Annotated in this window: 19 protein-coding genes; 5 read left to right on the top strand and 14 right to left on the bottom strand. The window is 44.9% G+C overall.

From position 1 onward, the window contains the following. Window positions 1-16 precede the first annotated feature (16 nt). A complete protein-coding gene (locus R7F67_RS06335) occupies window positions 17-1,792 on the top strand; it encodes a SulP family inorganic anion transporter (protein ID WP_005380390.1) in 1,776 nt (591 codons plus the stop codon). A 73-nt stretch (window positions 1,793-1,865) separates the two neighbouring features. On the opposite strand, the gene R7F67_RS06330 is transcribed toward R7F67_RS06335, so the two are convergent. The 5 genes from R7F67_RS06330 to dnaQ all read right to left on the bottom strand — a co-directional run bounded on the left by R7F67_RS06330 (window position 1,866) and on the right by dnaQ (window position 5,678). Then, window positions 1,866-2,276, bottom strand: a complete 411-nt coding sequence (locus R7F67_RS06330) for a GNAT family N-acetyltransferase (protein WP_005391824.1) — start codon at window positions 2,274-2,276, stop codon at window positions 1,866-1,868. Window positions 2,277-2,360: 84 nt separating this feature from the next. Beyond that, window positions 2,361-2,753, bottom strand: coding sequence for a DUF1353 domain-containing protein (locus R7F67_RS06325; protein WP_017633769.1), 393 nt, complete (start codon window positions 2,751-2,753; stop codon window positions 2,361-2,363). Window positions 2,754-2,944: 191 nt separating this feature from the next. Next, window positions 2,945-3,475, bottom strand: a complete 531-nt coding sequence (locus R7F67_RS06320; RefSeq protein ID WP_005380387.1) for a hypothetical protein — start codon at window positions 3,473-3,475, stop codon at window positions 2,945-2,947. 221 nt (window positions 3,476-3,696) lie between these two features. Further along, window positions 3,697-4,947, bottom strand: coding sequence for a TIGR03503 family protein (locus R7F67_RS06315; RefSeq protein WP_025768253.1), 1,251 nt, complete (start codon window positions 4,945-4,947; stop codon window positions 3,697-3,699). Window positions 4,948-4,955: 8 nt separating this feature from the next. Further along, window positions 4,956-5,678, bottom strand: a complete 723-nt coding sequence (gene dnaQ, locus R7F67_RS06310) for a DNA polymerase III subunit epsilon (protein WP_017636047.1) — start codon at window positions 5,676-5,678, stop codon at window positions 4,956-4,958. 59 nt (window positions 5,679-5,737) lie between these two features. Between dnaQ and rnhA the strand changes: the two genes are divergently transcribed. Beyond that, complete coding sequence (gene rnhA / locus R7F67_RS06305) at window positions 5,738-6,202, top strand: ribonuclease HI (RefSeq protein WP_005380384.1); 465 nt, start codon at window positions 5,738-5,740, stop codon at window positions 6,200-6,202. On the opposite strand, the gene R7F67_RS06300 is transcribed toward rnhA, so the two are convergent. Next, window positions 6,199-6,945, bottom strand: coding sequence for a class I SAM-dependent methyltransferase (locus R7F67_RS06300; protein ID WP_017636046.1), 747 nt, complete (start codon window positions 6,943-6,945; stop codon window positions 6,199-6,201). The two genes, rnhA and R7F67_RS06300, sit on opposite strands and share 4 nt — an antisense overlap. Window positions 6,946-6,982: 37 nt before the next feature. On the opposite strand from R7F67_RS06300, the gene gloB reads away from it, so the two are divergent. The 3 genes from gloB to R7F67_RS06285 all read left to right on the top strand — a co-directional run bounded on the left by gloB (window position 6,983) and on the right by R7F67_RS06285 (window position 10,262). Continuing rightward, window positions 6,983-7,741: a hydroxyacylglutathione hydrolase gene (gene gloB / locus R7F67_RS06295; protein WP_017636045.1), complete on the top strand. Its 759-nt coding sequence runs from the start codon at window positions 6,983-6,985 to the stop codon at window positions 7,739-7,741. A gap of 254 nt (window positions 7,742-7,995) precedes the next feature. After that, window positions 7,996-9,579 (top strand): LysM peptidoglycan-binding domain-containing protein, encoded by a 1,584-nt coding sequence (locus tag R7F67_RS06290; protein WP_258475953.1) that lies wholly within the window; start codon window positions 7,996-7,998, stop codon window positions 9,577-9,579. Then, entirely contained in the window at window positions 9,576-10,262 is a 687-nt protein-coding gene (locus R7F67_RS06285) for a YIP1 family protein (protein WP_005380375.1), read from the top strand. Before R7F67_RS06290 ends, R7F67_RS06285 begins: the two co-directional genes overlap by 4 nt. Before the next feature lies 1 nt (window position 10,263). On the opposite strand, the gene R7F67_RS06280 is transcribed toward R7F67_RS06285, so the two are convergent. The 8 genes from R7F67_RS06280 to lpxB form a co-directional block, all read right to left on the bottom strand. After that, window positions 10,264-11,109 (bottom strand): endonuclease/exonuclease/phosphatase family protein, encoded by an 846-nt coding sequence (locus tag R7F67_RS06280; protein WP_017636044.1) that lies wholly within the window; start codon window positions 11,107-11,109, stop codon window positions 10,264-10,266. A gap of 140 nt (window positions 11,110-11,249) precedes the next feature. Then, window positions 11,250-11,588: a nitrogen regulatory protein P-II gene (gene glnB / locus R7F67_RS06275; protein WP_005380372.1), complete on the bottom strand. Its 339-nt coding sequence runs from the start codon at window positions 11,586-11,588 to the stop codon at window positions 11,250-11,252. Between the two features lie 186 nt (window positions 11,589-11,774). Beyond that, complete coding sequence (locus R7F67_RS06270) at window positions 11,775-12,089, bottom strand: c-type cytochrome (protein WP_017636043.1); 315 nt, start codon at window positions 12,087-12,089, stop codon at window positions 11,775-11,777. Window positions 12,090-12,159: 70 nt separating this feature from the next. After that, window positions 12,160-13,470 (bottom strand): tRNA lysidine(34) synthetase TilS, encoded by a 1,311-nt coding sequence (gene tilS, locus R7F67_RS06265; RefSeq protein ID WP_017636042.1) that lies wholly within the window; start codon window positions 13,468-13,470, stop codon window positions 12,160-12,162. Window positions 13,471-13,576: 106 nt separating this feature from the next. After that, complete coding sequence (accA, locus tag R7F67_RS06260; protein ID WP_005380365.1) at window positions 13,577-14,536, bottom strand: acetyl-CoA carboxylase carboxyl transferase subunit alpha; 960 nt, start codon at window positions 14,534-14,536, stop codon at window positions 13,577-13,579. Between the two features lie 46 nt (window positions 14,537-14,582). Further along, window positions 14,583-18,062, bottom strand: coding sequence for a DNA polymerase III subunit alpha (gene dnaE / locus R7F67_RS06255; RefSeq protein ID WP_318057106.1), 3,480 nt, complete (start codon window positions 18,060-18,062; stop codon window positions 14,583-14,585). Between the two features lie 81 nt (window positions 18,063-18,143). Continuing rightward, window positions 18,144-18,779: a ribonuclease HII gene (gene rnhB / locus R7F67_RS06250; protein WP_318057105.1), complete on the bottom strand. Its 636-nt coding sequence runs from the start codon at window positions 18,777-18,779 to the stop codon at window positions 18,144-18,146. A 9-nt stretch (window positions 18,780-18,788) separates the two neighbouring features. Further along, the gene (gene lpxB, locus R7F67_RS06245; protein ID WP_017636041.1) at window positions 18,789-19,928 is read right to left on the bottom strand and encodes a lipid-A-disaccharide synthase; all 1,140 of its coding nucleotides are present in this window, start codon (window positions 19,926-19,928) and stop codon (window positions 18,789-18,791) included. Between the last annotated feature and the right edge of the window lie 35 nt (window positions 19,929-19,963).

Raw genomic sequence — 19,963 nt, 5'->3', positions numbered from 1 at the left:
TAACTCACTCACATATATGGTAAATCCGTTGGCTAAAATATTACTCGCACAGTGGTTCCCAGGGCTTGTTCAGCTTAAGCATTATCAAAAAGAATGGTTTGTTAACGACTTTAGAGCCGCCTTTTCTGTTGTCGCGGTTGCACTGCCAGTTGCCATAGCTTATGCACAGTTAACTGGTGTATCCGCAATTGTCGGTCTGTATTCGTGTGTACTGCCAATGTTGGTTTACGCCATGATGGGCACATCTCGGCAACTCATTGTCGGACCCGATGCAGCAACCTGTGCAGTGATCGCAGCTGTTGTGACACCACTTGCCGCAGGTGACCCCACAAAACATTGGCAGTTGGTTATGACCATGACAGCGATGACGGGAATTTGGTGTGTACTGGCAAGTCGTTTCAAGCTAGGAGTGTTTGCAGATTTCCTTTCTCGTCCGATTCTTTTGGGTCTACTCAACGGTGTTGCTCTCACAATTATCGTTGGTCAGTTTGCGAAAGTAGTCGGTTTGAAATACGAGCAACGTTATTTACTGGAACGTTTATGGGAAGCTCCACAACGATTAACCGATCTTCATTGGCCTACTGTAACTCTGAGTATCGTGACGGTTGTCGTTTATTTGCTCACCAAACGCTACCGACCAACTTGGCCTGCTGCCATGCTGGCGATCCTCGTAACTACTGCGTCAGTTTGGTTTTTCCATTTACAAGAGATGGGCGTATCGGTTGTCGGACTCACACAAGGTGGCTTCCCTCAGTTTCAAACACCGGAGTTTGAGCTAGGTGAAGTCCGTGAACTAGTGGTCCCGGCGCTCAACCTTGCGATTGTCAGTTTTGTTAGCATGATGCTCACCGCCCGCAGTTTCGCGGCTAAAAACGGTTATGATATTGATGCAAATAAAGAGTTTCAGGCGTTGGGTTTTGCCAACATTGCCTCAGCGTTTTCACAAGGTTTCGCAATAAGCGGCGCTGACTCACGCACAGCCGTCAATGATGCAAATGGCGGTAAATCTCAATTAGTTTCGATTGTCGCCGCAATCACCATTGCCATTATTGCGGTATTTATTTACGAGCCTTTGCAGTTCATCCCTATCGCTTCACTTGGTGTTGTATTGATCATTGCGTCCCTATCGCTGCTCGATCTTAAAGCAATTTGGAAATTAAAATCTCGTGACAAAGATGCATTTTATCTGGCCATCATTACTTTTATTTCTGTGTTGATCGTGGGTGTAATACCGGGGATCACTTTGGCGGTATTGCTAGGGCTGTTTCAATTTTTACGGATTGTCATGCGACCGAGTGATCAGCTACTTGGCTTGGATGAAAAAGGTACCATTCGGACCATCGACGACTCAGGAAAAGCTTCGCCTATTCCTGGAATGGTGATTTACCGCTTTAACTCACCGCTAACTTACTTCAATGCTCCTTACTTTAAACGTAGAGTGTTAGAGCAGGCAGAGCATCACAAAGACGCAAGTTGCGTTGTCATCGACGCCGTATCGAGCTTTACTCACTTGGATCTCAGTGTGATGGCAACACTGGCAGATATTCACAATACTTTGAAAAAGAGAGGTGTACGCTTAATCCTCGCAGGAAGGAAACGACGTCTTCGTCAATGGTGTGAGCTTACTGGTATCAGCACCAGTGAAGGAGGCATCTTACTGCGAGCTGATATGTACCTTGCCATTAAACTTAGTGGCTGTTACATCAGTGCTGTGGGTGAGGGACAAATTCCTACTGTTCAAAAAGAGCCTGATTTAGAGCAGCCACCCAAACCAATTCCAGAAGTGGCTTAAATAGAAATTTAATATAGAAAACAGGAAATTAAACTCCTGTTTTCTAGTGCTTATCTTCACAGCTGAATACGTGTTATGCCTTTGGCTTAAACTTTTTTGTCATCCCTTGGCTTTTAGGAGCCACCAGCCTATAACCAAGCTTTTCGTAAAAGACCGGTTCATCAGCAATCATAGAAACGTAAGAGCCTTCAAGTGCAACAGAAGAAAGATAACCGTCGATGTATTCCATGACTTTTCTACCTAAACCGTTACCTTGATAATCAGAATCAACGGCAACGTCGACAATTTCGAAGTTACACGCCCCGTCACCAACAACCCGACCCATTGCAATGAGCTTTCCTTCATCCCGAACAGATACGCCATATAACGAATTGGGTAGGCCAATTTCAGCAGCTTTCAACGATTTAGGTGATAGCCCGGCTTTTATACGCATATCACAGTATTCTTTCGGGCTTGGCACATGCTCTTCATATCTTATTGTCATTATGTACTACTCCTTTGTATCACCTTGGAGCTTACATAACTAAACTGTATAAATAAACAGTTAAACGTTGGAAAGATGTTCCCATTAAGCACACAAAGTATCAGGTCTAGAAAAGAAGCCACCGACAACTCTGACGCCATAATAGATATAAGTTGCTCTGAAGCTAGACATTCCTTTTTCTAAACATGTTTCTCTCAACAACGTATCCGCATGCTTTCGAGCACTTTGTGGCAACACCTCTTCCCTCATGAGTTGGTAAAGAGCATCATGCACTAAAGAAGCTTTCATAATGTTTTTTGTGTCTAACGCTGGCCCACTCGCTCCATCCCATGCATAGCCCTTTTTAATCGTTAACACGCCTTGTTTGGACAAACTAAGAAAAGGGCTGTCATACGCGTTACTCACTGAAATGTGAGTCTCAATCTTTTCTTCAGAATGGAGAGTGTATTTATACTTCTGACGCTTTTTGTATTTCATCAGAGACCTCGCGTTTACTTATTCTTATTTATCACGCACAGCTGAATATTTATCCAGAAACCCTAAAAGATCGGCTCTTGTTATTATGGCGTACTACCTATTACAAAGCCCAAATCAATATAAATAGAACTCCATGCAATCAATAAAGCCAGAACCCCTGACTTTATTGACCAAAATTCAACCAACAATCCTTATTCTGAAGGAAGTCTACTCAATTTTTTATGGATATCTTCTACAAAATTGGCTTGTTCACTTGGAGAAACCTCTAGAACATAATGAAAAAACGGACTTGTATGCTCAGTAATTTTATACTCTTCACTTAACAGCTTAATTACTTGTTCATGATTAAATCGTGCGGAGACTAAGCCACTCTCGGTTTCTTGAGTTATAACTATATAGTGAGCGGTTGGAAAAACCGTAAACCTTCCTTCGACAGGAAACCAAGGAGCAAAAGAAATAATCTCGTCATCAATTATGTATGCTTGAGGTTTACTGACATAGGTGTAAGGGTACTTTTCATCTAAATAGGGTCTTGCTGTATCAAACAAGCCATCATAATAAGTTGGTATTTCTACTTTTTGGATTTTACTTAAGGGATCGAAAGTGAAGGTATCAAGTGATTTTAAATTATTACTTCCCGAATCTGGATTATTAACACCATTATCAATAGAAGAACAACCTACAATTATCACTGCACAAAAAAAAGCTAAAATTTTATTCATTATTTCTTTATCTTTAATTGATTGTTTTGAAAGTTAGTCACATTAAAAATGCAACCAATTTAGAAAGTAAAAATGATATATTATTTATATAAAATCCCAAACATATATTTGAATACAGTAAACTTAAATATTCATAATTTATCCATTTTTCTTCTTCCAACTTGGTAACTTGATAAAAAAACGGAGCCGATTGGCTCCGTTTCTCGCTTTATGTGTTACTACTATTTCTTTGGTACTTCTAATTGCATCTCTGGCATGGCATCGCGCTTCGCTTTAATTTTGCGCCAGACTATCCATGCAATGATCACAATCAGCAGCATTATCAAATTACCCACCGCGATAATAATCATGCTGCGCTTACGCTCAGCCTCTCGCTCAGCGATAATTTGCTTTTCCATTTCAATACGGCGCTGTTCGGCTAATTCAGCTTCTTTTGCAATTCGAGCAGCTTCTAGATCAACTTCATCAACAACACTGAAGGTTTGCTCTGGGATAGGAAACACCAACGAGCGCTGAGTTGCAAAATCAGTGGCAAAGATCTCGCCGCGCCATGCGTACTTACCAAGCTCAGCATCGTTATTGAGGTTCAACGTAACTCTCATTCCATCTTTAGAGACCTGTCCTTGGCTGTAACTAATGAAACCATCGGGAGCGTCCTTTTTCACTGTGACTGCAATAGAGCCTGGTGCAATCATACCTTGCTCGCCACTCACCACTAATTGGTGTGGCTTATCGGGATTACGAGCCTGAATAAAAGTACGAGAGATTGGGTTCGGATAAACCAAGATGACTTGCTCTTGCGCTCGTAAGAATACGCCATTGCCAGACGTGATGCGCGCACGGTACTTACCAGGCTCAACGTCTATTGGGAGCTGAACCGTGAACACTCCATCCCCTGCTTTTTCATCCAAGCCTCGGCCGTCATCAGAAAACTCACCCACAACCATCGGCACTGGACGTGCTTCTTTGATCAGCTCATCTTCATTTTCGACAAACTTGGTAAATGTCACGCGCAGATTCACGCGATCAAGGAAGTCGCGCAGTACAAGAGGTTTGCCGTCGGAGGTCAGGCGAGCTGTAAACTTAAGCGCTTCCCCATTATATAATCGGTTTGGGAACAGATCCGTACTGAGCTTTAGGTGAGAAATTAAGCGGATGTTATTTTTAGGCGTAACTTTCCCCACAGCCTGCCATGGACCTGGCATAGGGTTATCAACGGAAATAATATCGAGTGAGGCTTCTTGATACCAACGTACATTGTCGTAAGAGCCCCAAGCATAGTATTTTTTACCGTCAGGACGGACTAAAACAACTGGCTGAGAACTTTGCTCACGATAAACCAAAAACGTGATCTGCTCGATGGTTGGATCAACTCGAAAGCGATTGTCTAACAAAGACATTGTAGATTCACTCGCAGCACTCGAGAGACTACTCCATATCGCTAAAAACGCGACCAACAAAGCCCTCAACATAGCTTCTCCTATTGATGCCAAATACAGTTGTTCACCAACTCTAATCTTTTTTGGTGAGCTTCTAGTTCATCGGCACTTGCGCGCAAAACCTTTAGCGCTTTTCTTCCTTCAATACGACGAATGGTTTCTACCCCACCCTCTTGTTTATTCGCGTTAAATTCTAGACTCGTTTGACCACCCGTCATAAAGAGGTAAACGTCGGCTAGAATCTCCGCATCGAGCAAAGCTCCGTGGAGTGTACGGTGCGAGTTATCAATACCGTAACGTTCACATAAGATATCAAGGTTGTTTCGCTTACCAGGGAAGATTTTCTTCGCCATAGCAAGGGTATCGGTCACCTTGCAGTAGTCGTCCGTTTTGCCGATGTTAGGATCGAGCATGCCAAACTCGTAATCCATAAAGCCGGTATCGAAGGGCGCGTTGTGGGCAACAAGTTCTGCGCCTTTAATAAACTCAAGAAACTCTTGGTGCACGCTCGCGTATTCCGGTTTATCAACCAAGAATTCATCCGTAATACCGTGAACTTCAACCGCTTCTGGTTGGATTTCACGATCGGGTTTTAAATAAACGTGGAAGTGACGACCAGTCAGCTTACGGTTGATGATCTCCACGGCACCGATTTCAATAATGCGGTGTCCCATGTAGTGAGGACCACCCTCGCGGTTCATACCTGTGGTTTCGGTATCGAGAACGACAATGCGGTTATATTCAGAATTGCTGCTGGTATTCATAAGGTTATGTATGTCAGACTATGCTTTATTAAATGTTTCGGCTAATAGTACCAAAAAATATGACCAAACACGTTGAGATTTTCACTGACGGTTCTTGTTTAGGTAACCCAGGACCAGGTGGTTACGGCATAGTATTGCGTTACAAAGACGTAGAAAAGACACTTTCCAAAGGCTATACGTTAACTACCAACAACCGCATGGAAATGTTGGCGGCTGTCGTCGCGCTACAGACGTTAAAACAACCTTGTAAAGTCACTTTAACGACTGACAGCCAATATGTGCGCCAAGGTATTACTCAGTGGATCCATAACTGGAAGAAGCGTGGTTGGAAAACAGCGGATAAAAAACCCGTGAAGAATGCCGATTTATGGCAAGCTCTAGACAAAGAAACCGCACGCCATCAAGTTGAATGGCATTGGGTAAAAGGCCACGCGGGCCATCGTGAGAACGAAATGTGTGATGAGCTAGCCCGGACTGCTGCAGAAAACCCAACTGAGGAAGATACAGGTTACCAACCCTCTTAGCGAGATTCTTTCCTCATAGTGTTACCCTCTCGATTCATCACCCCAAGTGGTGTGAGCTTTTTCTTCAAGCGCCAATGCGGTTTGATAGGCTTGAGAGGGTATGTCCGTTTCCGCGCGACTATGTAATACAAACTCCCAGCGGGTGATGCCCAATCACCAAGACTATTTTCCAACCATGTCCACATCGTACGGTAACGTTTCATCGGAAACAGCGCATAACGATCACAATGAATCACTTGATAATTAAGTAACCCTAACCAATCTTTGATGCGGTTCGACGTAAACATTCGTCCACTCCAAGGCAAATTATGTTTACGCCATGGAAGCAAACTCGCTAATCCAGTCAAGCTTAATGGGTTGAATCCAGTAATAATTACATAGCCATCATCCATCATCACTCTATCGACTTCACGCAACAAACGGTGTGGATCGCTTGCATAGTCGAGCTGATGAGCGAGTATCACAACATCAAAGCTTTTTTCCAAAAAGGGTAATTCGTAACCATCTGCAATCACATTATGCAACGGGTTCTGGATATCTACGTTGACTTGGTGTTGAATGTTACAATTACAGCTGGTTAGCTCACAGCTCAACCCGCCCAGTTTGAGCATATGGTAGCCGAAGAGTTTCGGGCACCATTCATCAAGTCGGGTCTGGATTGACTCAAGCACCCACGGACCGTTGTTCATTGCTGACCAAGTCGACGGGTGTGGTATAGTTTTGTTGCTGAGTGCTGGTTTCATTAACCACCTGACTAAAATGGGTGACGGAGAACGAATCGTGTTAGAGATCAAAAGCATACCCGCATTTAATGATAATTACATCTGGCTGATACAAAATAGCGATAAGCGCTGCGCAGTCGTTGATCCGGGCGATGCGAAGCCAGTATTAGAATTTCTGCAGGCTAACGAATTAACTTTAGAAGCGATTTTAATTACGCACCACCACAACGATCACATTGGTGGCGTTCCAGACTTAGTGCGTGCATTTCCTGACGTCGCCGTTGTGGGCCCAAAATCAGAGCCAATTCCAACCCTAACGACACCAATGGAAGAAGGCGACAAGCTGGAGTTGTTTGGTGAGATTTTCTTAGTACTTGGGTTACCCGGCCATACTTTGGGCCATATCGGTTACGTTGGGGACGGAAAACTGTTTTGCGGTGATGTGCTCTTTTCTGCTGGCTGCGGTCGTATTTTTGAAGGTACGCCTGAGCAAATGTTTGAATCACTGAGCAAACTAACGTCTCTACCAGAAGAAACTCAAGTCTTCTGCGCGCATGAATACACCGCGAGTAACGTGGCGTTTGCTCTAGCGGTTGAACCTGACAATGAGCAACTTCGCCAATATCGCGACGATGTAAACCGACTGCGAGCACTCAACATTCCGACACTTCCAACAACAATACGCAAAGAAAAGTGGATTAATCCGTTCTTGCGAACCTCTAACCCTGACGTGGTTCAATCTGTTGCTAGTCGCATTAAAAATAGCGATCCATGCTCGGTTTTTACTGCTTTACGCGAGTGGAAGAACGAATTTTAACCATTTTCTGCTTGTAAGTTTGCAAGACCCCAGTATTATCAGGGACTGATTTTTCGAGAAGCGCCACTGGCGCTTCTCTTACGTTTGGGGTTGATATAAATCTATTTGAATTTCTCCCCATTGCATAATTAGAAGCTCTTTGCCTCTATAAATTAGTTAGTGTTTAAAAGATGTCTATTATCTTGCGACTGCCACGCACATTACGTTGCGCGACAGGCAGGTGAAGATAAACAGGCCCTAAATAGGCTGAATCCATGCGTTTGAAGTATACTTGGGCGTTGGCGTTGTTATTATCTGGCTGTCAATTGACTCAGTCAGATTCAACGTCTTCTACACCAGAAACCAATAAATCTGAGCAGACTGCAAAGCAAAATGCAGTAAAAGCTCAACCGGGCAATAAATCGTCACTAGCAAAAAAATCCGCTAACGACGCGCCTAAAGTTCTCTCCCCCCAAGAACAAGAAGATGTGTGGCAACGTATCGCCATGCAGCTGGACATGGATATCCCAAACCACAAGAAAGTGGACTACTACCGTACGTGGTATTTAAAGCACCCAAATCACCTTTACACGGTATCTAAGCGTGCGACTCCTTTTCTATACATGATCACAAAACGTATCGAAGAGCGCGGACTCCCAATGGAGCTTGCATTACTTCCTGTAGTGGAAAGTTCATTCGATGCCTTTGCCTACTCACATGGTAGCGCGGCTGGGTTGTGGCAATTTGTCCCAGGCACCGGAAAAATGATGGGATTAGAGCAAAACTACTGGTATGACGGTCGCAGAGATGTGGCAGCAGCAACGGATGCAGCGCTGGACTACCTAGTACAACTAAACGAGCGTTTTGATGGTAACTGGGAACATGCAATCGCCGCTTATAACAGCGGTGGAGGCCGAGTTTCTAGCGCAATTCGTAAGAATAAAAAGCTCGGTAAACCTATCGATTTCTTCTCATTAGACTTACCAAAAGAGACCAGCAGTTACGTTCCTAAGCTATTGGCCTTGGCTGACGTTATCGCAAACCAAGACAAGTACGGACTTAATATTCCTGCAATTCCAAACAAGCCTGTTCTAACGCTTGTTGATCCAGAAGAGCAGTTAGATATGGCTATTGCCGCAGATTATGCCGGCATTAGCGTAAAAGAGTTGCAGAGTTACAACCCAGCATACAACCAGTGGTCGACAGCGCCTGAGGGGCCGCACCAACTTTTGATTCCCGTAGAGAAAAAAGAGACTTTTCTCACCAAGGTGGAGAAAAATCGCGGTAAAGGGATGAAGGTCGCTCGCTACAAGGTGAAATCTGGTGACTCTTTAAGCGTGCTAGCTAATAAATACGGCACAACCACGAAAGTCATTCGACGTGCCAACGGCCTATCGAATAACAACATTCGTATTGGTCAATACCTATTGATTCCGACATCAACAAAAGACGATGCAAAATATGCATTAACGGCACAAAACCGATTAAACAAGACTCAATCTCGTGCTCGTGGTCAACTCAAGCTCACCCATGTCGTTCAGTCTGGAGAAAGTTTGTGGTCAATCGCACGTAACAATAAAGTGTCGTATAAATCGTTAGCTAAATGGAATGGTATGGGCCCTAAAGATCCATTGCGTGTGGGTCAAAAGCTAGTGATTTGGAAAGACTCAGACAAAGGTTCTGTGATCCGTACCGTTTTCTACAACGTTCGCTCTGGCGACACCATTAGCGGCATTGCAAGCAAGTTCAAAGTAAAAACGAACGACATCGTGAAATGGAACTCGCTACACAAGAAAAAATACTTACAACCAGGTCAAAAGCTTAAGTTGTACGTTGACGTAACGAAGGTAAGTGTATGAACCCATCAAGCAATCCACTTGTGATGCTGTTGGACATTTTTCGTTCTCCAACATCTTGTTTTCTTGCGCTTTATCAACGCGGTGGATGGGGATGGCAACCGTTCATCTTCCTGATGCTTAGTCCGTTTTTATTCTGGGGTGCTTACTTTTCGAATGTCGATTTCACGTGGCTCAGTGACCAACTTGCTGCGCAATTTCAGCAAATCGACCCGAAGCAGATTGAGCTATTAGAACCAAACACGCTAATGGCAAGCGCGATCATCAATGATGTATTCAACCGCTTTGCCACCTTACTATTGCTCGCGCTTTGGTTCTTTCTTGCAACAAAGGCAAGCAAACAACAATACGGTTACTGGAAATGGTTTGCCGCATCGTGTGCTATCTTATTCCCAGCAGTATTGGGCGATGTAGCAAGCTACGCGAGCTTGCTACTCAAGCATGGTCAGGTAATGACTTACGCTGCCGATTTAAATAGCCTCAATGGTCTATTAAAGCTGCCTCTTACTAACGAATGGTCTCATTTCGCTAGCTCGTTACCTTTGCTTCTGCCTTGGTACATTGTGCTCGGCTACGGCGTTGTACTGACGTGGACGGAGTTTGAACGTGGCCAAGCTTTGGTGATAGCAAGCCTGCCATGGGTATTCTTCTACGTTATTTGGGCACTTTATATTGTGGTAACCTAAGCTAGTTATTTAACGTAAATGACAATAACAATGGGTTATGATCGGAAGCGTCGCTCTGCGGCGCTTTTGCGTACTTAAGCGTCAGACCTCGGTAAAACACATGGTCCAGTGGTAACCCTGTTATAAATTGGACTCGATGATCCGGCAAGAACGTCACCTCTTGTAAGTCCGCAGCCTTTAAGGCCTGCCTCATCGCATTAACGCGAGATTCACTCCAGCTATTGAAGTCTCCAGCAAATAGAATTGGCCCCACATGATGCTTTAAAAGCATTTCAACCGCCGTTAACTGAGATACATACTCTTTTGTACCCACGGTGAAGTTAATTGCATGTACATTCACCACTGCGAGTTTCTCGCCATTACTCAAGTGATACTGGCTATATAATGCAGACTTAGGTAAGCGAAGCCACGGCTCTTTAGAGGTGTAAGCGCAGGCTTTTTCTGGTTGCCCTTGAGCAATACTAATTACACCGGCACCGCTACCCAGCGCCTTAAAAGCACTCACTTGATTACTAACCCAGCGACCATCCACCAACCACTGTTTAAATGATGGTGTCATGCTGGCTTCTTGCAATAACAGTAACTGCTTATCAGCAGAAAACTCATCGAGTGCACGTTGCCAATTAGCCCGGTTCTGTTTGTAGATATTCCAGACAAGCACATTGATTTTGCCGTCATGATCGAGAGCTTTTGAATCGCTAAATTCGATGCACCTGATATCTTGTGTCAGCTCGGTACCTGTTTGAGTAATAATTTGCGGCTGATCTGGTACGGTGAAAATAACCTGGAAGCCAACCAATACCGCCATTACGAGAAAAGCTAACGCCAGAAAAAAACGCTTAAACATACGACAAACCTGAATGTAGGCACCCGAAATCTAGAACAACAAATCTCGGGTTAAATGATTTCACTAATAAGCAAACAACAAAAAAGGAGCCACTTGGCTCCCTTTTAGCATAATAAATACGAAACAAGTGACAAGAAACCTTAGATCGCGTCTTCGTCTTCTTCACCAGTACGAATACGAACCACACGCTCAATATCAGTGACGAATATTTTACCATCACCAATCTTACCAGTTTGCGCGGTTTCAATGATTGTCTCTACGCATTTATCAGCCACATCTTCCGTTACAACGATTTCGAGCTTCACTTTAGGTAGAAAGTCCACCATGTACTCTGCACCACGGTAAAGCTCGGTGTGACCTTTTTGGCGACCAAAGCCTTTCACTTCAGAGACGGTCATCCCTGTAATGCCAACTTCAGCTAGCGCTTCTCGAACATCATCCAGTTTAAATGGCTTGATAATCGCTTCAATTTTTTTCATGTTCATCCCTTAAGCTTCAATCGATTGCGCTTATTATCGTTTAGCGTTTCGCAACATTCAATGTTTGTCTCTGATCCACCAGCGAAAATCCAGGCTGAGCAAATTAACATAGCGAATATCGTGAGTTGATAAAACCCAATGAGGACTGCTCAATGCCCAATCGTCCAAGCTTTTTCAGACTCGCGTTTACTTCAAACTTGCGTAGTAAGCCGCTAGGTTAGCGATATCTTCATCAGACAACAATGAAGCTTGAGCTTGCATCACAGCAGCAAGCCCACCTGTTCGCTCTTTATTTTTATAAGCTTTAATTGAACTGATAATATATTGCTCATTTTGCCCTTTCAGATTTGGGTAACCCGGAATGACAGCAATACCATCAGCGCCATGACACGCCGCGCATACTCCCGACTTTGCTTGACCTGCTGCAGCATCTCCCGCAGCTAGAGCCTGCCCACTGAACATGGTTAACGCCACCATTGCACCCATGATTGTTTTCTTCATTGCTTCACCTAATCAATTATTATTTAAGGATTTTTATATTTTATAATCGACATTGTGGCATGAATTTTCATTACCTGCGCCAAATAAGTTCACAATCTTGACCATTAAACGCCTGATCAACGAACAGATCTGCCACAGCAACGACTCGGTCTTGGTACATTAAAATCGGAATTTGACGACGCAGCCAGCTTGGCACATTGTATTCTTGGAATAACTTCTTCAGTTTTCGACTGTGATTACGTGTGGTTGGATGCGCTGATAAGCCTTCCGGATTGAAGGTCACGCGAAGCAATTCTGGCTGACTCGGTAGCGCAATCGTTGCGTTACTAGAACTCGTCGTTAAGGTCAGCTCCCCGAGTCCCTCAGGCAGCGACAAAGTCGCATCAACTTGAATCGTACTTTGCCACTTAGTGACATCAGCCGTTTCCGTTACCCAATAGAGACGATTTCGAAAACGGCGCACTTCACCTTGTTTAAGTTGTAGTTTGGGGTTGGCATCTTGCTGAGCTAATGCCACTTCATTCCAGATAAGATTGAGTTGTACCTGAGTCGGCATACTAGTATTAAGCTTAGACAGCCACATACGAATCAAGCGCGCACGCGCTAATCCACTGTGCTTAGCCAGTTCTTCAATACTCAAACTTAGATCCGTTTGTAAAGCGCGTTCAAACACCGCGCTCAATAGTTCATCCAATAGCGCTTCTTGTTGAGCACATAAGTTTGCACTGCGCTGAACCGCTTGATGGATACTCGGCCAACGACCAGACAATTCAGGAATAACACAATGACGAAGAAAGTTACGATCATAACGGGTATCTTGATTGCTTTCGTCTTCCACCCACTCCAAGCCTAATTTAGTAGCGGCGTCTTCGATGGTCTTCCGCTTGATAGTAAGCAATGGTCGAACTAGAGATCCGCAAGAAAACGGCATACTCTCCGCCATCGAAGATAACCCTTTTGGCCCGCTACCGCGCTTAAGAGCAAGGAGAAAAGTCTCTATTTGATCGTCGGCATGTTGACCAGTCAACAGTATATCGCCTTCTTGAATGTACTTAGTTAAGGCTTGGTAGCGAGCTTCACGAGCAAGAAGTTCAATACTTTCACCATTGCTGATGTCTAAGCTCACTCGCTCAATCGAGCAAGATATCCCCACTTGTTGTGCCCAAAGTAAGCATTTATCGGCCCAATTATCGGCATTCGAGCTTAAACCATGGTGCACATACACAGCGTGACACTCTATCGAATGCGCTTGTTGGTAGCGACTGAGTAATTCGAGTAAAAGACGTGAATCCACTCCTCCGCTAAACGCCAAGACAACCTTAGTGCCTAATTGATAGTAGCGGCCGAGAACTTGAGCAAAATGCAGGTAAAGCGATTCCATAAACGATCCGATAGATGCAAAAAAGGGCTGGACTCTCATCCAACCCTTTCTATTTTAACTGTTATCAATTGAGATATCAGCTAACGCTTAACAGCAATCACCGAAATTAACAGTAGCCGTAGCTCATTAGGCGCTGGTAACGACGTTCACGTAGCGTCTCTTCATCCAGTTGTTCTAGATCTTCTAGCTGACGAAGTAGTGTCGCTTTCATATTCGCTGCCATTTGAACATGATCGCGATGAGCGCCGCCTAGTGGCTCTTCAATGATTTCGTCGATCAGTTCAAGCTCTTTAAGACGCGGAGCAGTTAGGCCCATTGCCTCTGCCGCTTGTGGCGCTTTGTCTGAATCACGCCATAAGATTGAAGCACAACCCTCAGGAGAAATTACTGAGTACGTAGAGTACTGAAGCATGTTCACGTAGTCGCCTACACCGATTGCTAGTGCACCACCAGAACCGCCTTCACCGACAACGTTACAGATTACTGGTACTTTAAGACCAGACATCACTTTTAGGTTTTTCGCGATAGCTTCAGATTGACCACGTTCTTCTGCGCCCACACCTGGGTATGCACCAGCCGTGTCAATAAATGTGATGATCGGCATGTTGAAACGCTCTGCCATTTCCATCAAGCGTAGAGCCTTACGGTAGCCTTCTGGTTTCGGCATACCAAAGTTACGTTTCACCTTTTCTTTGGTCTCACGACCTTTTTGGTGACCAATGATCATCACAGGGCGGCCTTCAAGGCGAGCCATGCCACCCACAATCGCTTTGTCGTCTGCAAACGCGCGGTCACCCGCTAATTCATCAAACTCCTCAAAAGCGTGTTGGATGTAATCCAGCGTGTAAGGACGTAGTGGGTGACGAGCCAGTTGAGCTGTTTCCCATGCACCTAGGTCACTGAAGGTTTTTTTCTTCAGCTCTAAGCTTTTCTTCTCAAGCTGTTCGATTTCTTTATCCAGGTCAATCGCAGAATCACCACCGTGACGAGAGACATCACGTAATGCTTCAATTTTCGCTTCTAGTTCTGCAATTGGCTTTTCAAATTCAAGAAAGTTTAGGCTCATCTATGAATCCTTGTTTACTCAGCGTCTAACATATTGCGCTGAATTTTTAGTTAAATTCGAGTTCTACCTGGCTTTTGCCAAGCAACTGTTTTAAATCGTCGAGTAATGTATCACTTGGCGTAACTCGCCACTCGGTGCCCAATGTTAACCGCGCTCTGGCGTCGGCACGCTGGTAGTATACATTGACGGGTACGGTTCCGGCTTTGTGCGGTTCTAAAATACGGCTGAACTGCTCAAAAAACTGATCGTTGATCTGATTTGCATCTATCGATACCGACAAACCACGAGCGTATTTCTCGCGCGCACTGCCGAGATCCATAACTTCACGCGCCGACATTTTAAGGCCACCGTTGAAGTCATCAAAGCTGACCTGTCCAGAAACGACCAAAATTCTGTCTTTTTCGAGAAGTTCAGCGTATCGATCCAGCGCATCTGAGAACAACATCACTTCCATGCGACCACTTCGGTCATCCAGTGTCATAATACCAATTCGTGTACCACGCTTGGTCGTCATTACACGAGCGGCAATAACCAGGCCGGCTACCGTGATAGATTGGTCGCGGCGAGTGGGCGTTGCGTCTTTTAGTCGACAACTGGTGTATTTGTTTAGTTCCTTTACGTAGGCGTTAATTGGGTGCCCTGTCAAATATAGGCCTAGGGTATCACGCTCGCCCTCTAACCACACTTTTTCTGGCCAAGGCGGAACCTGCGTATACTTATGCTCTACTTCTTCAGGCGCATCCGTTAGCACACCAAACATATCCGTTTGACCAAACGCTTCAGCTTGGTGATGTTGACTTGCTGCTTTTACCGCATCATTGAGTGACGCCATCATCGCCGCGCGGTGTGGGCCTAGTCGATCCAACGCACCCGCGTAAATCAGCTTCTCTATCACTCGTTTATTGACGCGTTTTAGATCAACTCGAGCACAGAAATCAAACAGGTCTTTAAAGTGACCACCTTTATTTCTCGCCTCAAGAATCGCATCGATAGGACCTTCACCTACCCCTTTTATCGCACCAATACCGTAAACAATTGCGCCATTTTCATCAACATTAAAGCGATATAGGCCAGAGTTGATGTCTGGTGGCAGCACGGTGAGCTTCATACGGAAACACTCATCGACCAAGCCAACGACTTTTTCCGTGTTATCCATATCGGCTGTCATTACCGCAGCCATAAATTCGGCAGGATAATGTGTTTTCAGCCAAAGAGTTTGATAAGAAACCAATGCATAAGCAGCAGAGTGCGATTTGTTAAAACCATAACCGGCGAACTTCTCTACCAAGTCGAAGATTTTCATCGCCAACTCGCCATCGATACCGTTCTTTATCGCACCTTCTTCAAAGATAGCACGTTGTTTTGCCATCTCTTCTGGCTTTTTCTTACCCATTGCACGACGAAGCATGTCCGCACCACCTAGCGTGTAACCTGCTAAGATCTGCGCAATCTGCATTACCTGCTCTTGATACAGGATGATGCCGTAGGTTGGATCAAGCGTCTCTTTTAGCGACTCGTGTTGCCACTTTTCATCTGGATAAGAGATCGCTTCTCGACCATGTTTACGGTCGATAAAGTTATCTACCATGCCCGATTGCAAAGGACCCGGACGGAAGAGTGCTACCAATGCGATGATGTCTTCGAAACAGTCTGGCTGAAGTCGTTTGATCAGCTCTTTCATGCCTCGAGATTCAAGCTGGAATACTGCTGTCGTTTCAGAGTTTTGCAACAAACGGAAAGAGGCAGGGTCTTCTAACGGTATGGATTCAATTTGAACCGGTTCTTTACCTTCTCGCTCTAGACGTGGGTTAATCAGCCCTAACGCCCAGTCAATAATGGTTAAGGTACGTAAACCCAAGAAGTCAAACTTAACTAGGCCAGCGGTCTCAACATCGTTTTTATCAAATTGAGTAACCGGGAAGTGACCTTCAGCGTCTGCATAAATTGGCGCAAAATCGGTAATTGTTGTAGGTGAAATTACAACACCACCAGCGTGTTTACCGGCGTTTCGCGTACAGCCTTCCAAAATATGACACATGTCGATGAGTTCTTTAACTTCCTCATCGGCCTCATACAATTCAGGTAGTGCAGGTTCAGCTTTAAACGCTTTATCTAGCGTCATGCCTGGATCGGGCGGGATCAGCTTTGAAATACGATCAACAAAACCAAATGGGTGGCCCAATACGCGGCCAACGTCACGGATTACCGCTTTTGCCGCCATGGTACCAAACGTGATGATCTGAGATACCGCGTCGCGACCGTACATTTCCGCAACGTGGTCAATAACCTGGTCACGTTTATCCATACAGAAATCGACGTCGAAATCGGGCATCGAAACACGTTCTGGGTTCAAGAAACGTTCGAACAGCAAGTCATATTCTAGTGGATCCAGATCGGTGATTTTTAGTGCGTAAGCCACCAAAGAACCAGCACCGGAACCACGTCCAGGACCGACAGGAATTCCATTATCTTTTGACCACTGGATGAACTCCATTACGATCAAGAAGTAACCAGGAAATCCCATTTGGTTGATAACATCTAGCTCTATCTGAAGACGTTCATCATATTCAGGGCGGCGACGTTTTCTCTCTTCCTCATCTGGAAATAGGAACTCTAAACGCTCTTCCAACCCCTCTCGGGATTTCATGACTAGGAACTCAGTCTCTTTCATCCCTTCGGTTGGGAAAGCTGGTAGGAAGTACTCACCTAAGCGCACAGTCACGTTACAACGCTTCGCTATCTCGACACTGTTTTCTAACGCTTCAGGAATATCAGCAAACAGCTCACACATTTCTTCTTCTGTACGAAGATATTGCTGCGGACTGTAGTTTTTTGGCCTACGCGGATCTTCTAATGTGTAACCATCGTGAATCGCTACGCGTATTTCATGAGCATCAAATAGGTCTGGACTCAGGAATACAACTTCATTGGTCGCCACTACTGGCAAGTCCTGCTGCTCTGCCAATTCAACCGCAAAGTGAAGATAAGTTTCTTCATCTGGACGACCGGTACGAAGTAGCTCAAGATAAAAGCGATCTGGAAAATGCTGTTTATAGAAATCAACACACCCTTGCACTATTTGACGGTTGCCTTTCAAAAGGCCGCGACCAATTTCCCCGCTTTTACCGCCGGATAATACAATCAGGCCTTCAGACATTTCAGCCAACCAGGCTTTGTCAATCACTGGGTGGTGTTGAACATGTCCACGTAAGTACGCTTTTGATATCAATAACGTCAGGTTCTTATAACCTACATTATCCGCCGCAAGCAAAGTCACTTGTGTCAGCTCTTCACCAAACTCGTCCGACTGCATTTTAAAGTCAGCACCAATGATCGGTTTAACACCACTGCCATGTGCTGTACCGTAAAACTTCACCAAACCACATAGGTTGGTAAAGTCGGTCAACGCCATTGCGGGCATACCGAGCTCAGCAACTTTCTTTACGATTGGCGGAACTTTGTTGAGACCATCCACCATCGAGAAGTCACTATGAACACGCAGGTGGATGAATTTGGGATCTGACATTAACAGGTACCGTGTAACTCTATTTTGTTGGGGATTCTAACCTAAAGAGGTTGGGTTTATAACACCAATTAGATCGTTTGATTATTCTATGCCTAACGCTTTTTTTACTGGCTTGAAACTCTTGCGGTGTTCACTGATCACTCCGTGTTGCTCAATCGCTTCAAAGTGCGCTTTAGTTGGGTAACCTTTGTGCTTCGCGAAGCCAAACTGTGGATGAAGTTTATCCAACTCTTCCATATCTTGGTCACGCACGACTTTGGCAATAATTGAAGCCGCACTGATTTCGGCAACACGTAGATCGCCTTTTACTACAGCTTGAGCATCCATAGGCAGCTCCGGACAACGGTTACCATCAATCAACACCAAATCAGGTTGAACCTGTAACCCCGCCACTGCACGCTGCATCGCAACCATAGTCGCCTGCAAAATATTCAGTTGATCGATTTCTTCAGGAGAACAACGCCCGACCGCCCACGCCAATGCTTTTTCTTTGATTTCAGGAAGCAGCGCCATGCGTTTCTTTTCGGTCAATTTTTTCGAATCGTTCAACCCTTCAATAGGATTGTTAGGATCAAGGATAACCGCAGCGGTGACGACGTCTCCTACCAAAGGGCCACGTCCTACCTCGTCGACTCCGGCCACAAGCTGATAACCTTGCGGATATTCAAACGGAGGGAGTTCAACTTTGGTTTTGGTCGCTTTTGGTTTAACAGCCATGATAAATCTCTATTTTTCAATCAGTTTTAGAACCGCGTTTGCGGCTTGTTGATCCGCATCTTTACGAATCCAATGATGCATTTCCGTAAACTTATCTAACATCGGTTTATTATCGCTTTCCAATAAGCGAGAAACCTCAGTAAACAAATTGTCTGGTGTGCACTCATCTTGTAGATATTCTTTGACGAGCTCATCATCCGCCAAGATATTCGGCAATGACACATACTTCGTTTTCAATAGACGTTTAGCTAAAAAAGCAGTAAATGCATTCACACGATAACCCACCACCATTGGACGCTTGAGAAGCATACACTCCAACGCTACGGTACCGGAGGCCAACATCACGGCATCGGATGCGGTGATGACGTTGCGTGCGGTGTCATCAACTAACTTGAAGTCCAACTCTGGCGCTAGCTCTTTCCATGCTTGTTCAAACTGCTCACGGCGTTTTTGATTAACAAGCGCGACAACAAACCCCAGTTCTGGAAATTTTTTATGGAGTAACTTGCAGGTTTCAATAAATGGCTCTGAGAGCATTTTTAACTCGCTACCACGACTGCCTGGCAGGACAGCAAGCCACTTTTTATCTTGTTCTAAACCAAGCAACTCACGTGCAGGCGCTTGTTCTGATTCTAGTGGGATGGCATCAGCCAAGGTATGACCAATGAACTCGCAAGGTACATTAAATTTGTCGTAGAACGCTTTCTCAAACGGAAGAAATGCTAGCACCAAGTTCGTTGCCGCTTCTATTTTAAAGATGCGCTTCTGACGCCAAGCCCAAACAGACGGACTCACGTAATGAACGGTTTTAATGCCCGCTTGCTTGAGGTCAAGCTCCAGGCGTAAGTTGAAGTCAGGAGCATCGATCCCGATGAAAACATCAGGCGGATTCTGAGTAAAATACTGAACGAGCTCAGCTTTCACTTTAAGAAGTCTCGGTAAGCGGCCTAAAACCTCGACTAATCCCATCACCGCAAGCTCTTCCATATCAAACAGAGACTCGCAACCTTGGGCTATCATTTTCGGACCACCAATGCCTACGAACTCTGCGTCTGGATATTGTTGCTTTACTGCTTTGATAAAGCCTTCACCTAGCGTATCGCCAGACAATTCTCCGGCAATGATGCCAATACGTAATGGTCTTTCCATATCTACTTCGCTATTTTTCCTGTGCGCTATGGATA

Source organism: Vibrio sp. YT-17 (assembly GCF_033337375.1).
Classification (GTDB): Bacteria; Pseudomonadota; Gammaproteobacteria; order Enterobacterales; family Vibrionaceae; genus Vibrio; species Vibrio alginolyticus.
The sequence above is the reverse complement of the archived record's forward strand: the minus strand, read 5'-3'. Positions and strand labels throughout refer to the sequence as shown.